This is a genomic window from Oceanispirochaeta sp. M1, from assembly GCF_003346715.1.
GTDB lineage: Bacteria > Spirochaetota > Spirochaetia > DSM-2461 > DSM-2461 > Oceanispirochaeta.
Genome location: NZ_QQPQ01000026.1, coordinates 58,944 through 75,260, shown reverse-complemented (window position 1 = coordinate 75,260; position 16,317 = coordinate 58,944). Strand labels below are relative to the sequence as shown.

The 16,317-nt window shown below is 39.8% G+C and carries 13 protein-coding genes; 1 reads left to right on the top strand and 12 read right to left on the bottom strand.

The window, feature by feature from the left end; genetic code table 11:
- The 11 genes from DV872_RS17610 to DV872_RS17550 form a co-directional block, all read right to left on the bottom strand.
- Positions 1–415, bottom strand: a 415-nt coding sequence (locus DV872_RS17610; protein ID WP_253952510.1) for a reverse transcriptase domain-containing protein, incomplete at its 3' end; no start/stop codon positions are given.
- On the bottom strand, positions 412–540 hold the full coding sequence (locus DV872_RS27130) for a hypothetical protein (protein WP_255526193.1): 129 nt from the start codon (positions 538–540) through the stop codon (positions 412–414). The genes DV872_RS27130 and DV872_RS17610, both read right to left, overlap by 4 nt.
- Positions 541–1,205: 665 nt before the next feature.
- Positions 1,206–2,672, bottom strand: a complete 1,467-nt coding sequence (locus DV872_RS17595; protein ID WP_114631263.1) for an aminotransferase class V-fold PLP-dependent enzyme — start codon at positions 2,670–2,672, stop codon at positions 1,206–1,208.
- Between the two features lie 74 nt (positions 2,673–2,746).
- On the bottom strand, positions 2,747–3,550 hold the full coding sequence (locus DV872_RS17590) for a DUF1295 domain-containing protein (protein ID WP_114631262.1): 804 nt from the start codon (positions 3,548–3,550) through the stop codon (positions 2,747–2,749).
- Between the two features lie 343 nt (positions 3,551–3,893).
- Complete coding sequence (locus DV872_RS17585; protein ID WP_114631261.1) at positions 3,894–5,081, bottom strand: substrate-binding domain-containing protein; 1,188 nt, start codon at positions 5,079–5,081, stop codon at positions 3,894–3,896.
- 54 nt (positions 5,082–5,135) lie between these two features.
- The gene (locus DV872_RS17580) at positions 5,136–6,572 is read right to left on the bottom strand and encodes a sugar ABC transporter permease (RefSeq protein WP_158547034.1); all 1,437 of its coding nucleotides are present in this window, start codon (positions 6,570–6,572) and stop codon (positions 5,136–5,138) included.
- A gap of 137 nt (positions 6,573–6,709) precedes the next feature.
- Positions 6,710–8,206, bottom strand: coding sequence for an ATP-binding cassette domain-containing protein (locus tag DV872_RS17575; RefSeq protein WP_304481681.1), 1,497 nt, complete (start codon positions 8,204–8,206; stop codon positions 6,710–6,712).
- A 223-nt stretch (positions 8,207–8,429) separates the two neighbouring features.
- Complete coding sequence (locus DV872_RS17570) at positions 8,430–9,461, bottom strand: substrate-binding domain-containing protein (protein ID WP_114631258.1); 1,032 nt, start codon at positions 9,459–9,461, stop codon at positions 8,430–8,432.
- On the bottom strand, positions 9,461–10,954 hold the full coding sequence (locus DV872_RS17565) for a response regulator (protein ID WP_114631257.1): 1,494 nt from the start codon (positions 10,952–10,954) through the stop codon (positions 9,461–9,463). Before DV872_RS17565 ends, DV872_RS17570 begins: the two co-directional genes overlap by 1 nt.
- Positions 10,939–12,435 carry a sensor histidine kinase gene (locus DV872_RS26410; protein ID WP_158547033.1) on the bottom strand — a complete coding sequence of 499 codons (1,497 nt, stop codon included), beginning with the start codon at positions 12,433–12,435 and terminating at the stop codon, positions 10,939–10,941. Before DV872_RS26410 ends, DV872_RS17565 begins: the two co-directional genes overlap by 16 nt.
- Positions 12,428–13,321, bottom strand: a complete 894-nt coding sequence (locus DV872_RS17550; RefSeq protein ID WP_114631256.1) for a substrate-binding domain-containing protein — start codon at positions 13,319–13,321, stop codon at positions 12,428–12,430. Before DV872_RS17550 ends, DV872_RS26410 begins: the two co-directional genes overlap by 8 nt.
- A gap of 126 nt (positions 13,322–13,447) precedes the next feature.
- On the opposite strand from DV872_RS17550, the gene DV872_RS27295 reads away from it, so the two are divergent.
- Positions 13,448–13,573, top strand: a complete 126-nt coding sequence (locus DV872_RS27295) for an ATP-binding protein (RefSeq protein ID WP_114631255.1) — start codon at positions 13,448–13,450, stop codon at positions 13,571–13,573.
- 6 nt (positions 13,574–13,579) lie between these two features.
- Here the strand turns inward: DV872_RS27295 and DV872_RS17540 are convergent, their stop codons facing one another.
- Complete coding sequence (locus DV872_RS17540; protein WP_114631254.1) at positions 13,580–16,270, bottom strand: response regulator; 2,691 nt, start codon at positions 16,268–16,270, stop codon at positions 13,580–13,582.
- Between the last annotated feature and the right edge of the window lie 47 nt (positions 16,271–16,317).

The window sequence follows — 16,317 nt, the reverse complement described above, 5'->3', positions numbered from 1 at the left end:
GCAGTTCATACTTTCGCATAAACAGACTCGCTTTGCTGATTGCCTGGTGACAGCTCCTACGGGGACGGTATCCATAGCTTGAGGGGTGAAAGTCTTCCTCATAGATCGGCTGTAAAATTGTGAGCAGTGCCTGTTGCACTACCCGGTCTCTAACTGCTGGAATGCCAAGAAGTCTCATCTTGCCATTGCCCTTGGGTATCTCTACCCTTTTCACAGGCAATAGTTTGTATGTATTACTCCGCAGTTCTTCTACCAGATGAGAGAGATTGTCACCAATACTAGACTCAAAGCCCTCTATGTCCTGATGATCTATTCCACCAGTGCCTCCAGAGGCTTTGACTCTCTTAAATGCTTCATATAACGTTTTAACATGAAGCAATCTGTCGTACAGGCTGTAATATACTCTTCCGGTCATCGCATCACCTTCTTTCCCTGTTCCACTTCAACATCCACATATTCGACGGAAGGATCTGCAATTTCTATCCAAAAGGCAATATTTGCAGAATTCACATCCTCTACTCTGGCAAGAGACAGTTTCACACTCCAGCGGGAACTCTCCAGTTTCTACCAGTTTGTGCAAAGACCCTGATTCGTCAATCAGATTGTGCCTATGCTGTTATTTCTTCAGAGACCTCCAATGATTTCCTTTTGAACTTCATCCCTTCGCAAATGCTGACGCTTTTGGCATTTCCAGCATCCCATTATAATCAAATGCAATGTCATTCCGGTTTTATCCTCCAAACCATTACTGGCTTTCACAGGCCGGAACTTAATCCCTACTACGGATTCATCTGTCATCCTGCAATGCATCAAATGATCCTTGGCTTTCACCTTGTTTCATCCTATCAGACTTGCTGAACACTACAGGATTTGCCCAGTTACTGAACTGGCTCCCTGTAAACGATTCCATCCTCAAACACATACTTGATCTAATCAGGGATTGGGCTTTCCCATATTTTGCAAGGTTACCCACCAAATATGCCGAATCAGGTTTGCTTTCGCTATGTACCGTTCACTTCCTATTGCTTCCTTCAGACCCTGCCGTTACCAGCAACGCCCTTGCAATTCGGATTATCTTCCCCCTGATCAGGGCGATGTCTCTTTCTTTCAAGAAACTGGGTTTGCCAGCTTCGCTGGGCAAACAAAAAAGCCCCGGTTGATTAACCGGGGCTAAATAAAATCATAATTAAATTAGAGAAATAGAATCAAACAGGAATAAACTGACTCATCAAATCAGGAACACTCAGTTCTCCCAATTTACGGGTAAACTCACCGCTGTCCTGATGAAAATCATAATCTTCCCGCCAGGTCTTGTAGTTTCTGATAACCTGAACAACCGCAGAACCCACATAGCGAGCCTCATCATCGGTCATTGTGGGATGGAGAGAGATTCTCACCCAGCCCGGTTTATCGGTCAGATTTCCGCTGTCAATCATGTCGGTTATCTTCATGGATGTATTATGATCAATGGAGAACAGGATATGTCCATAAGTACCCGCACAGCTGCAGCCTCCTCTGGTCTGGACACCAAAGCGGTCATTCAGCAGTTTTACAATCAGGTTATGATGCTCACCGGGAGCATATATTGAAACGATGCCCAGACGATCTTTATTCTGAGGCTCCAGCATATAAACAAGGGGTTCCTGTTTCAGTTCGGCATAAAGGATCTCATAGAGCTCCTCCTCCCTGCCGCGGATCTTGGACGGTTCCATGGCTTCCTTAACTTCTATGGCCAGAGCACAACGTATGGCCTGTAAAAACCCCGGGGTGCCTCCATCCTCTCTGATCTCTATCTCATCAAAGTAGCTGTGACTCCCGAAGGGGGTTGTCCATTTTACGGTTCCGCCGCCGGGCTGATCAGGAATAACTCTCTGATAAAGATCATTGCTCAGAACCAGGACTCCCGATGAACCGGGACCTCCCAGAAACTTATGGGGAGAAAAATATATGGCATCCAGCCTCTCTTCGGGATCTTCAGGATGCATGTTGATATCAACATAGGGTGCAGAGGCGGCAAAGTCTATAAAACAGTAGCCTCCTGCCTGATGCATCATCTTTGCCATCTCATAATAGGGGGTAATAATTCCGGTTACATTGCTGCAGCCTGAAAAGGCACCGATAAGGAGGGGTCTGTCACTGTTCTTTTTAAGAAGGAATGCGAGAGATTTTAGATCCGGAAGCCCTGTCTTATCCACTCTGGGGAGAATTTCCACGTCACAGGCACACTCTTCCCAGCTTATCTGATTTGAGTGATGCTCCATATGGGTGATGATCACAAGAGGCTTTACAGGACCGTGACAAGTCTCGGGACAGCCTTCGGGCAGCCTGAGTCCCAGCAATCTCTGAAGCTTACTGATGGCGGCAGTCATACCAAATCCGGACAGGAAGAGAGAATCCCTCTTATCCGCACCTACATGCTCTTTGATTTTCTTTCTGGCATCATGATATGCCCGGGTCATCGTTGTTCCGGTTACTGTAGTCTCGGTATGGGTATTGGCCACCATGGGGCCTATTTTTTCCGACATGAACTTTTCAATTGGTCCATACAGCCGTCCACTGGCAACCCAGTCAGCGTAAACAATGGGAGCTGTTTCTGAAGTGGCCAGTTCCATTGTCTGGTCTATACCGATGATATTTTCTCTGAAAGGCAGGAAATGTTCTGTCAATGTCATATTAGAATCCTGTTTTTAACTATTTCAATATATAGTAAGCCAGAATGAGTCATGAATCAAGTGTTAATAAAATGCTAAATCTCTGTGTCTCCTGTATATATATCTTTCCTGTGTATTCTGATAAAAGGTAAAAATGCATTACGTTCTGCAGGATAATTCTCAAAATTCCTACGATACCACTGATGATTGGCAAGGGCTCTGGGAAAAAGATTGGCAAAGGTAAAAAGTGAGAATGCCAGCCCTGGAAGAGACCATGTCAGAAGAGCCCAGCCGCTCCATTGTATCCACTCGCCCAGATAGTTAGGATTGGAGATCCAGCGGTATAAGCCGCCTCTGGGGATATGATAACCCTCCCCATTCTTCCTTCTCAGTCCTCTGAGAAGGGAATCTGAATAGCTGTGTATGAAAAAACCGCATAGAAAGATAATCAATCCGGGAATAAAGGGAGATTCTGTAAAGATTTTTTTATCCACCCCCGGACGTAGATAAAAGAGAAAATAACCATTAATAAAACCGTTCATCACATTGAAGAACCAGGCGGAGAATACTATGGCTCCCGGGAAATTCTTCCTGCTGCCCTTCATCAGAAAAGGGAAGATAAAGGTTCTGTATAGATAATGGAATTCCCAGATCAACAGATAGATAACATTCAGGGAGCCCTCCTCTCTTGCCGGAGAGTAGAGATACAGAACAAAGATAGTCGCAGCGGCAGGCAGCTCCATCAGCATCCAGGCCATACGGGAGTCCCATACAAAGACAGCCCTTCCTGTATGACCGAATTTGCCATAAGGGGCTTTAATATACAAAAGAAGAACCAGGATAGGGACTGTCAATGCAAACTGGGTTATCAACAGTATCCTGTAAATATTATCAATCACTCTTCATCCTTAGGAACCATGATCTGATTTTATATGAAATCAACTGATTCTCAGGGCTGTCAGAAAATCAGCTTGAGGATCTTCAAGTTCGAAAACAACTGTTTATCTGTTTCAAATCCGATTTTTCTTTCTGAATTTTACGGCTCATATCTATAGTAAACCTCTCTATATATATCATCAGTACAGGGTGTGCAACAATGCTTGAGTTCCTCCATTCAGCGGTAAAAAAGTTCCGCTTTCAAAGACGTAACCCCTTATCATATATTATAACCTTTCCTATCAAAAAAAATACCTTAAAGCCGGGCTTTAAGGTATTTTTCAATATGTTACTTTGAACTAATTATTATTTGTAAGGACTGAAATCGATGTCACCAAAATCTGGGTTTTCTTCTGATTTGTAACCTGTAGCGAAAATTGTGTCATAAGTTAATTGTGGATCTGTAGCTAATAATGTATCAATTGGTGAATAAGCAGTTTTTGCTCCATCAATTGAAGGTCCACCGGACAAACCAGTTAATCCATCAACACCATCAACGATGTTTTTAGCGATTGCAACTGAGTCTTTTACTAATTTAGAAACGTCTTTAAATACTGTCATAGTCTGAGTTCCCTTACCAGTAACAACGTCACCCATTAAGCTTGCTAATGTAACATTAGAACCATCCTGACCAGTAGTATAGTATTTGCTGTATGGTGATGCCATTTTAGCAAATTCCTGACGAATCGCTGCTGAAGTATCATCGTTTGGAGCCAATACAAATACTGTGTCAGAAGTTTTAGTGATTTGTGCAACTACACCTGCAGCTTTGATACCGGCAGTTTCAGGATTCCAATCTGTATCAATTGGTAACATTGCAGCCTGTAATGCATCTTTTGCACCATCATCAAAATTAGCTTCTGTGTATTTATCCAGTGCCAGGAAGGGAGCTGGATCCTGATTCACAATATTAAACATATCTAATTCAGGCTGAATCATTTCAAAAGCACCACCAAAGAAATATGTTGCATTTGGCCAGTCAACTACGCGACCGGAGAAAATTGCTAAATCGGCTTTATTACTGGCAGAAAAACCTTCTGCTTTAGCTGAGTCAACTAAATGTTTACCCATTGCTTTACCAACATTCCAGCTATTAAATGTAGTATAATAATCAGCTACATCTGAAGCAGATTTTGCCATACGGTCATGTGCAATGACAATAACATCTTCAGCATGTGCAGTAGCAACTGATGCTCCACCATTACCATGTGCTGTGATAATAATAGCCTGAGCACCTTTGGCGATTAAGGCTTCTACATTTTGTTTCTCTTTTGATTCATCACCCTCAGAAAATAAAATCTCAAATTCGTAACCTTCACCTAATGCTTCCAGTTCTGCTTTAAAGAATGCACCATCCTGGTTTGCCCATCTTTCTTCTGATGCATCTGGTAATACAACACCAATTTTAATTTTTGAAGTTTTGTTCCCACTACAACCAATAAAAATCCCTGAAATTACTACTAAAGTCAGTAGTGTAACTATAAAACGTTTCATATATTCCTCCTGTGAAATATTAAAAATTGCAGCTTAATAATTTTCTGCAAAAATTTACTCTTTAATAAAATCTGCTTCTACACTGACTCTGATTTTATCTTTAATTTTGTTGAATACACCCTGTGCATTTGTAAATTTATATTCATATTCGATAAGATCTTGCCGATTTTCTTTTTCAGCTTCTTGAAGTTCTCTCTTAGCTTTGAAAAAATTATCACGGGCGAGTAGGAGCTCTGCTTTATTCTCTTTCCTGGCATAATGCATACCGACTAAATCAACAGGCATAACGTTTCTTGTGTAGATATCAAATACGACAGCAAACAACAATACAGATCCTAAGATGATTGGTTCGATATTTGCGTCGATACCTGCTAATGACATACCATTTTTCAGTGAGATGATAACCACCGCACCAACCACTGCATTCACTACTTTACCAATTCCACCCTTTGCACTGGTTCCACCAATAAAGACAGCTGCAATTGCATATAATTCCCAGAAAGGACCATGCTTTGGTGATGCATTTTCAAGTCTTGAAACATACATAATACCTGCAATCATTGCTGTGATACCCATTGATACAAATACAATAATTATCGTTTTTTCAACACTGATACCAGATAATTCAGCTGCCTCAGGATTTCCACCTACGGCGTAGATTCTTCTACCCAGAGTTGTTTGTGTTGACATGAAATGATAAATAACGACTACAACAACAGTAATTAATAGCAGGTAGGAAATACCTTTATTCGATGCAAATGTATATGTCAGATATCCGATAACAACTGATAGAAGAAAAATCTTTGTAATAAATAATTCAACTTTCTCACTTGGAATACCAAGCTTTGCGTGTTTTTTACGAGTTAGTATTCCTGAAGTGATTGCTGCAATAATGATGACAGCACCAGAAATCAGTGAAAATAAATCATATCCACTAACATCATATGTTGGTAAGTATCCAATACCGACTTTAATGAAGAAATCATTTGTTGTTGAGATTGTTCTATTGTTTGTTTTAAAGAATAATAATCCCTTGAAAATAAACATTCCGGCTAAGGTTACTACAAATGAAGGCACTTTAATTTTAGCTACAAAATAACCTTTAATGATACCAACAATGATAGTAATGACTAAAGCACCAAGTAATGCTAAGATTACAGGTTGTCCACCAGTTTCAACTGCGACGACAACGTAAGCTCCAAGGAATGCCCCGATGTATCCTACTGATAAATCAATTTGTTGTGTAACGATTACAAGTGTCATACCAACCGCTAATACTGCAACATAGGCTGATTGATTTAATAAATTTGTAAAATTGAATGCTCCTAAGAAAATTCCATTTGTCATAAACTGAAATATTACAAAGATGACTATTAAAGCAATAAACATTCCAAAATCTCTGATATTTGTTCTTAACATTGAGATTAACGTCAGGAAATATTTATATATTACCCATCCAAATTGTTGGAATACATTTCGATCTTCTACCATTCTTTCTCCTCTGGTTGCATTGGCGAGCAGCAAGCAACGCTTGCGACCAGCCTTAGGTTGCATAGGCGAGCAGCAAGCAACGCTTGCGACCAGCCTTAGGTTGCATAGGCGAGCAGCAAGCAACGCTTGCGACCAGCCTAAACTGTTGCCCTTTCCATAATTTTTTCCGGCGTAGCATCTTTAATGTCAAATTCAGCGGTTTGAACACCTTCAGCGATAACATAAACTCTGTCACACATACCTAAAATCTCAGGTAATTCTGAAGAAATGATCATTATACTCATGCCTTTTGCTACTAAATCATTAATAATTGTGTAAATCTCATATTTTGCACCAACGTCAATACCCCGAGTTGGTTCATCTAAAATTAAAATTTTAGGTTCTGCAAATAACCATTTACTAACTTGTACTTTTTGTTGATTCCCACCACTTAAGTTTTTAACCGTTTGTAATATAGAGGGAGTTTTTATATCCAAATCATTTACATACTTCTCAGCATACATATTCTGAGTCAAGTAATTAATAACACCCATTTTTGATATTTTTTTTAATGCAGAAACAGTTATGTTTTGTCCAATTGTTTCTTCTAAAATGAGTCCATCTTTTTTTCTATCTTCAGATACATAAGCAATACCATTTTCAATTGCTATTTTTGGCGAACTTAGTTTAACTGCTTTTCCAAATATAATTGTAGAACCGGTTATTTTATATTTCTTTGGATTTCCAAAAAGACTATGTGCAAGTTCTGTTCTCCCGGCACCCATTAATCCCGCAATTCCTACGACTTCACCCTTTCGAACCTTTATATTTGAATTACTTACAATATATCGATTAAGAGAAGGATCAAAAGCATTTAGGTGAACTGTTTCAAGTACGACATCTCCACCAGTATATTTTGGTCTTTTAGGAAAAATATCTTCAATCTCTCTACCAACCATATTTTTGATTATAGTTCGTTCATTTATCTCTTCTTTAGTCATTCTGGCAACGGCCTTTCCATCGCGAATAACAGTGATAGAATCAGCGATGGCTTCAACTTCTTTTAGTTTATGTGAAATCATAATTGAAGTAATACCTTGCTTTTTAAGTTCAACAAGTAATTTTAATAAATTATCACTATCATCTTCATTTAATGCTGCAGTTGGCTCATCTAATATCAATAGTTTTACATTTTGACTTAATGCTTTTGCAATTTCAACTAATTGCTGTTTCCCGACACCAAGCAAACCAACTAAACTATATATATCAACATCCAGTCCTACCATGTCCAGATATTTTTTTGCTTCTTTTTTTGTTTTGTCCCAACTCATAACTGATAAGCTATTGTGGATTTCATGTCCAACAAAAATATTTTCATAAACACAGAGATTTGGAAAAAGTTCCAGTTCCTGATTGATAATTACGATCCCATTAGAGACCGAATCTTTGATTCCGTGAAAATGCTTTATTTTTCCATCAAATATAATATCTCCATCATAATCACCATAGGGATAGATACCACTCAATACTTTCATTAATGTTGATTTTCCGGCTCCATTTTCACCAACTATAAAATGGATTTCTCCTTTTTCAACTAATATATCTACTTCATCAAGTGCTTTTACACCGGGGAATGACTTTGTAATTGATTTCATTCTTAACATTATATTGTCTTCCAAAAAAACACCTCTAAACTTATTTTTCTCTTTATATTCTTTTGTTCCAGAATAAAAATCGACTTCATAAATTGCTTTAAAAAATAACTATTTTTTAATGTTATATTGGAATTTTAAAACCTGATACAGGATTATCATGATATGGATAGATCATTTTTGATATGAGGAGATTTTTCAATCAAGGGATAGCACAGATTTGTGGTTAGTTTTGTCCTGTAGCGTTTCGGTAAACATCTTCTCGCGAATGAAACCCGTCACTGATAACAGTCGAGTCAAGATTCTCTCTATAAACGGGGATAGGTGTATCTACATAGAAGGGAATCTCTTTACTACTATTATTATCGATATATCTATCGGGTTCAGGCATATCGTTTTTTGCCATGGAAACAGCAAGCCCCGCCGCTCGCGCTGCCATTTTTTGAATAGGTTTGTACACAGTCATCAGTTGGGTTCCTTCAACAATACTCTGACAGGACACTAAATCAGCATCCTGCCCGACAACGGCAACTTTTCCCGCCAACTGTCTCTCCGAAAGAAGTCTGACCGCAGCCTGGGCTATGAGGTCATTGGCTGCTGAGATAGCCTGTATATCTTCGGTCCGATCGAGAACTTTTCCGATTTCAACAAGAGCTTCATCATAACTCCAGAGCTCAAGCCATATTTCATCAATTACTTTTATATCGCCTTTCTCTATAAATGGATCGAGGATTTCGTGAACTCCATTGTTTACCTGGAAACTGTTGTTATCGTGTATGGATCCGTTGACAATAATATAGTTACCCACAGGGACACGAGAGATAAGAGCCGATGAAAGTAGCCTGCCCACTTCATGATTGTCAAAAGAGACGTACCCGGTAATAGGGACATCCATAATTGGCCGGTCGTAAGAAAGAACAGGAATTCCCCGATCCATGGTCTTCTGAACAACGCCTCCGAGAAGGACTTTGTCCTGAGGAATGACAACGAGCACATCAATATCCTGCTTAAGCAGATACTGAATCTGAGGGATCTGATCAAGGGCATTTCCCGGAGACTTGGCGAATATAACTTCCGCTCCGAGCTCCCGGGCCGTATGCATGAAAATCTTAATATCACGGTCCCATCTCTCAAGAAGAAATGTCTCGGATGCTGCAGAAAATCCAATTCGGATTATTTCTTTTTCAGAATCATCTTTTTCAGAACAGGAGAGAAACAAAATAACAGACAGGAAAATGATAGTAATTCTTTGCAGCATTATACAGTGCTCCTTTTACCAAGATCAGATGGAGAAATACCCATTATTTTACGAAATATCCTGCTGAAATAATTCGGATTCTGATATCCCACCATAAATGATGCTTCTTTAATGGAAATATTTTCATCTCTCAGCAGGAGAACAGCCTGATCAACTCTGTATCTGTTAATGTAATCGATGAATTTTGTATCCATATGTTCAGAAAATAAACGACTCAAATAGCTGCCCGTTACTGAACACTCTTCGGCCACAGACGTCAGCTGAAGCTGGTGACTGTAGTTCTCTGCAATATAGGCAAGCGCTTTTTTTAATGGTTTTGGATATGTCTGGCTCTTCTGCAGATCCAGGAGATTAAAGAGCTCGGTCATGGCCGATACCGCCCAAAGCTCCCACTCATCCATCGTTTTAAGGGGCATGATCTCCTCGGCGGGATCAATATTAAAATTACTCCTGATAAGTATGTGATTCTCTGTATCATGTAGAAGAAGGGTAAAAAGAGCTACCATTTTCCCTTTGGCAACACCGAACTCGTCTTGTTTGAATTTTTCAACCCAGAAATTCTTAAATAACTCTTCACCTTTATTTCTGTCATTACAAAGAATCCCTTTGAAAACAGAGAATATTTTTCGTTGTTCTCTGTTTCTTTTGTTCTCACTTTCGTCTGAATCGGAAAAAGGCCGGAAGGCTTCAGAAACAGATTTTGTGATTTCAGAAAAATGATAGGAGCCACCCAGGCCCAGGACTAAATTGACTTTATTTACTTCATTGATAATGAGTCTCAATTGCTTATCAAGATCCTTCATCTCCCTCTCTTCAGGAAAAAAGAGAATCAATTTATCGCCCAGTTCTGAGGAGAGGCAATTGTATTTATACTGAATTTTTTGAACAAGATTTCCATAAAGATCTCTTCGAATCTCCTCTGAAACTGATGAAAGCCCCCCAATGAGAGAGATGGCTGCTCTTTCGCAATTTATGGAAAAGAGATGGCAGAAATCATTCCATGAACTTTCATCAGGGTTTTTCCAAATAAGACTTGTTAAAAAATTATTCAAATTTTCATTTCTGGTTCTTTTGAGAAACTGTTCCTCCTCGAGGAGGTTATCGCTTTCCTTTTTTCTCTTGTCGAGATTCTTTTTAACTTTGTCCAGTTCTTCGAGGATTTTGTTTTTCGATACGGGCTTTACAAGGTATGAGAATACACCTAGTTGAATAGCTTTCTGAGCAATATCAAAGCGTTCATAAGCCGTAGCCAGAATAAAAATGATATGGGGAAATAGAGGCCTGAGTTGACGAATTGTCTCAATGCCGTCCATCCCCGGCATTTGTATATCCATAAAAACCACATCTGGGTTTTTTTCTTTAATTTCCTTAATGGCTTCTGTTCCTGATCTGGCTTTACCGCATAGTGAAAAATCATTGACATATTTTGTCAAGATAAAACTGAAGCTGTCCAATACAGGTTCTTCATCATCTACAATCATAACCCTATACATGGTTCCACCTCTGTGTTGATATTGATGATAATGTCTGTACCTCTGCCAATTTCACTGTGGATTTCCACAACATTTTCGACTTCAGGGTAGAAGAAATAACAGCGCTGTATGACATTCTCCAGTCCCATCACTTTTGAGCTGAGCTGATAGTCATGAGTATGGGGTGTCAAAAGAGCTTTTACAGTTTTTTCCGGAATTCCAATTCCGTCATCTTTTACAGAAATCCGTAAAATCGGGTGATTGTATTCAATAGAAACAGAGACAGTACCTATTCCCTCTTTGTTTTTAAAGGCGTGTAGAACCGAGTTTTCTACGATTGGCTGCAACGCCATAGCGGGACAAGTGAAATCATCAAGCAGTTCCTCGTTGATATCCAATTCGAGGCGAAGGGTTTTGGGGAAACGGATTTTCAGAATATTAAAATAGGACATTAACCCATCGTATTCATGACGCAATGGAACAAAGAACTTCTTTTCCCTAATGTTATATCGGAAAAGTGCAGCTAGATTTTCCATAAAGTCTGCTGTTTTCTCTGCCTCTTCAACAATGGCGAGCTGAACCCCTGTATTAATGGTATTAAAGAGAAAATGTGGATTCATTTGAGCCTGCATTGTGTATAGTTCCATTCTCTTGAGAAGCTGCTCCATATTGAGGTTCCGGACTCTCTCAGTCATGATCTGCTGCTCGATATCTTTCTGCTTTTTCAATTCGTTAATATAGTGGCTGATGCTATTTTTCATTTCATTAAAAGCTGATGCTACATGATTGATTTCATCAACCGAGTCAAACTGGACATCCTCCATATCAAAATCCCCATCGGAGATTTTCCCTGCCATCAGCGAGAGTTGATGAATGGGAAATGAGATGGTATTCACATTTTTCATAAGTAAGGAGAAGGCAAATGCCATAATAAGCACGATGAGAATGAGACTATACATCTGGATTGCCCGGAACAGTTCGAGAAAACTCCGGTATTCGCCCAATTGACTTCTAAAACCCTTCAGACTGACTTCGTTGATTTTATCGGTGATATAATTGTAGAGGATGGACAGATCTTCAAAGCCCTGTGTGTATCCCGGAACATTCCTGCCCCGCTTCATTTCAATAAGCTGATTCACCTGAAGCAGATAGGAATCTATGAGAAAGTAGATATCCCTTTTCAATAATTCTGATTCATCATCGATGATAACCCGTTTATCGGGAAGAGTATCTTTAATTGTTTCCGAAGCATAGAGGAGCTGAGCCAGGGATGAAGAAGAATAAAAACCGAGATAACTTTCGATTGGTTCCTGTATTTCATCCAGCTGTACCTGCAGAATGTGAAGGGATTGCTCATCTTCAAAGCGCTCATCGGCTATATCCTGCAGAGAGAGAGACAAGGTGAGAATTATGCCGAAAGAGATCACGGTGAAAGACATGGAGAAAACAAAATAATAGAGCAATTTTGCCTTGAGGGAATTGCTTGTGCGGAGTCTACTCACCTGATTCATTTCCCTCTTCATTTCCCGAAATGATACTGATCCCCGTATCGACATAGGCAGATGTATATCCGTTTGTATTTATATCCTGCAATGCCAACACAGCACTGTATCCTATTAGAAAGGGATCTCTTACGATGGTTCCCAGAACCAACCCTTTATTTATATACTCTTTAATCCTCTCATCATCTCCGAATCCTATGACCTGGATCTCACCGACGAGATTCATATCCACAATAGCCTGAACCGTTACAAGAGTATCATTGGGATCTGTCAGAACAATGACATCAATTGCCGGATCCTGTCGGATCAGCCTATAAGCCAGCCCTTCTGCATCGAGCGGATTAAGTGTTGTTTGCTCTTTCTGGATATTGGCGATGCGATAACCGAGAGTTGAAATTAACCCCAATTCCAACAGATTCGCCTCAGTCATCAGTCCCGGATTTTTTTCGCTGTAAACCAGAGCAAGGTTGATTTTTTCTTTCTTAGATTTGAGAGCCAGCTTTCCGATAGCCTTTCCCGAGTCAAAGTTGTTCGTACCGATAAAAAAAGTCTTTTCGTCTCTGACTATCTCATTCTCTATCTGAATAATGGGAATGCCTGCATCAGAAATAGCTGCGAGATTTGCCAACGTATCAGAATCTTCCTGATAAGCATAAACTCCAATACCGTCTACTCCGGAATAGGGAACCATTTTCAAACTCAAAGGAGCCTTGTCCAATTCATGAAATGAGATGGAACAATCTATGGATAAAGAAGCACTCAGAGCCCCCTCTTTTAATTGCTTGAAAAAGGCATGGTCTGATGCAGGAATAAAAAAGGCATAGTGGTATGTCTTTTCCTCAAGATTTCCAGAATTATCTCTAAAGAAAAAAGGGCTTTTCAACATTATGTTCAAAGATAAGATGAGAACGACACTAAAAATTGAGGCAAATATATATGGTGCATATTTTAAAAATCGATTCACATCACAATATTAGGTTCTAATAATAGAATTGTAAAGAATCATTTTATAATGCCCTGGGAGTCTGTCGGACTCTCAATCTGCCAACATATAATGGAAGCCCACAATGGAGTTCTCACCTTCAGCAGTACTCCCGGTGAAAATACTACCTTTAAGATAAAACTTCCTCTGGTTTGACAGAGATCATTCCTGTTTCAGACAATCTGCAATAGCTCGGCTCAATTCATGAATCTCCACCGGTTTCTGAAGATAGTCCAGAAATCCCCTGGTAAGAAAATCACTCTTTTTATATTCGTTGGAGTATCCGGAGATTAAAATAGCCTTTATTTCCGGATCAATCTCTTTCATACCGAGAAAGGAGTCCAGACCGTTCATTTCGGGCATAATCATGTCCAGAATGACAAGATCAATGTGCTTCTGCTCCCGCCCGTAGATTTCAAGTCCCTCACGTCCATTTTCCGCTAGTATGACCTCATATCCCAAAGCAATTAAATGGGCTTCGTACGTTTCCCGAAGAACTGACTCATCATCCACTACGAGAATGCATCCTTCTCCTCTGAGAACAGAATCCTGATCAGTATTCCTGATGAGTGTGCCTATAGAAAGAGGAAAGTAGAGACTGAATGTACTACCCTTTCCGGTTTCACTAACTACAGTGATAACTCCCTTATGCTGTTGAACTGTCCCATATACTGCTGCCAGACCGAGACCTGTCCCATCCTCCATCTTCTTGGTTGTATAAAAGGGTTCAAAGATCCTCTCCAGCTGATCAGGAGGCATTCCTGAACCAGTATCCCTTATGTTGACTTCCAAGAATAATCCAGGATTAAGGTCAAATGGTGATTTATCGCAATAAGAAGCATCCAGTTCAGCAAGAGAACTATTAAATTCGAGATCTCCTCCTTCGGGCATAGCATGAGAAGCGTTTAAACCGATATTGAGAAAGATATTCTGAAGCTGTGTAAGATTTCCATTGATTATAGAAGACTCTGCGAAAAGCTGAGTTTTTATATTTATGTTTTTATCAAGGCTGTGCTCCAATAGAGAAACAGCACCCTGTATTGCAGTATTAAGATCAACAGGAGCCATATCTATAGCATCCTGACGGGAAAACATGAGTAGATTACCGGTCAGATCAGAAGCTCGCCTGGCAGATTCAATAATTAGTGAAAGATATTTACCCGTAGTTTCATTTTCATCTACATAGGATTTTAAGAGCTCGGCTCCACCAAGAATTCCACTGAGCATATTATTAAAATCATGTGCAATCCCGCCGGCCATCTGACCGATGGCATCCATTTTATGGCTTTGACGAAGTGATTGTTCAAGTGTTACATTTTCCGTAACATCATCAATTCTAATTACAACTCCATTCACATCATTGGATATTAGAGGAAATACAGTAATATCATCATAATAGCTTCTATAGTTCTCCTGACGGACTCTTCTGTGCAGCTGCTGCTCCATTCGGGAATCCACTGCACTCTGAACAATATCATAATCTTTTACAAATTCAGGAAGAACCAGATCAAAAGGCTTACCAAGAACATCATTGGAAAACTTCTTGTATACGCTTTCGGCCTTCCTATTCCATTGAGTGATTATTCCATCTGAATTGACACCGATAATAACAGAGGGCATGGAATTGATTATGCTGTCAATATAATCATGTGTTTCTTCCAGCTCAGCAGTCCTTTCTCTAACACGCGTTTCCAGAGAGTCTCTTGTATACAGAAGAGTAATATTTGCCTCATTTAATTCTTCAACGGTCTGTCCCAGTTCATCATTTGTCCTTTGAAGTTCCATGGTCCTCTGATCAACTGTTTGTTCAATTTCCATCTGTGAGTCCCTCAGTTCTGAAAGCATGAAGTCGAACGCAGCCGACAGTTTCCCAACCTCGGAATTCGATAGGATACCACTGACAACAGTCCTGTCTCCTCTGGCGATCTTATCTGCAATAAGAGTGAGATTTTCAATGGGACGAACAACAGAATGAACAATAAAATAAAGCAATACTGTTCCGGAAAGTATAGCCAGAAACAATATCAAAAAATTGATAAAAATGATCTTCACTATTTCATCAGTGATATCAGAATAATTGCCTTGAACACCCATGGACCAGTTAGCAAGGGGAATGGGTGAAAAAGAGATATAATGCTTTTCATTTCCCTCTGAATAGGTTGCAAATCCTGTTTTCTGTTCACTCATCAGTCTAAGGATTTCTGAAAGAGTGGAAGCGAAGCTGTCCTCACCCTGTGTCAGTATCAATTCCTGATTGTCGTGATGCAGAATTTTCCCCAGCTGATCGATAACAAAAGGAACTCCTGCCTGATTCATCTGAATATCAGTAATGTCGGCAAAAAGAGTGTTGAGAGGGAGAAGAATAGCCACAACTCCGACTACAGAAGCTTCCTGGTTATCCACATACGAAATAGTTACAGGTGAAAAGAAAACCAGTCCTTTATACCCAAAATACCGGTCTGCCGCTGACAGAACAGATTGTTTTTCAGAAACAGCCTGCTGCCACCCTTTCATCACGCTTATATCCAGATTGAAGATTCCCTCTTTATAGGGTGACATCTCAAGGATTTTTCCGTTAAGAGGTGTATATACAATTTGAACATACTGAGGATACCGTTTGCTGTATGACTGGAGAGTTGTCTCAATATTTATAGAAGTCAAGACTGCACTGCCCAGATCCTCTGAGATCTTCTTATTCTGCAGAAGCCGGGAGTTTAATTGTTCAGAATAATTCCTGCTTAAATGCTGTGCATGCTCACGAGCTTGTTTTTTCATCACCGAGGCTGAAATAAGACTGGTGGTCAGAGTACTTATACTAAAAAGAACGACCAGTACAGGAATAATAGCAAGCATGAGACGGGCTTGTAACTTCAGATGTTAACTCTCCATGGGACTGAATC

Coding starts and splice junctions, on each gene's coding strand:
- DV872_RS17595 (WP_114631263.1), bottom strand. CDS start 2,672: ATGACATTGACAGAACATTTCCTGCCTTTCAGAGAAAATATCATCGGT.
- DV872_RS17585 (WP_114631261.1), bottom strand. CDS start 5,081: ATGAAACGTTTTATAGTTACACTACTGACTTTAGTAGTAATTTCAGGG.
- DV872_RS17580 (WP_158547034.1), bottom strand. CDS start 6,572: ATGGTAGAAGATCGAAATGTATTCCAACAATTTGGATGGGTAATATAT.
- DV872_RS17575 (WP_304481681.1), bottom strand. CDS start 8,206: ATGAAATCAATTACAAAGTCATTCCCCGGTGTAAAAGCACTTGATGAA.
- DV872_RS17570 (WP_114631258.1), bottom strand. CDS start 9,461: ATGCTGCAAAGAATTACTATCATTTTCCTGTCTGTTATTTTGTTTCTC.
- DV872_RS17565 (WP_114631257.1), bottom strand. CDS start 10,954: ATGTATAGGGTTATGATTGTAGATGATGAAGAACCTGTATTGGACAGC.
- DV872_RS17550 (WP_114631256.1), bottom strand. CDS start 13,321: ATGTTGAAAAGCCCTTTTTTCTTTAGAGATAATTCTGGAAATCTTGAG.
- DV872_RS27295 (WP_114631255.1), top strand. CDS start 13,448: ATGCCCTGGGAGTCTGTCGGACTCTCAATCTGCCAACATATAATGGAA.
- DV872_RS17540 (WP_114631254.1), bottom strand. CDS start 16,270: ATGCTTGCTATTATTCCTGTACTGGTCGTTCTTTTTAGTATAAGTACT.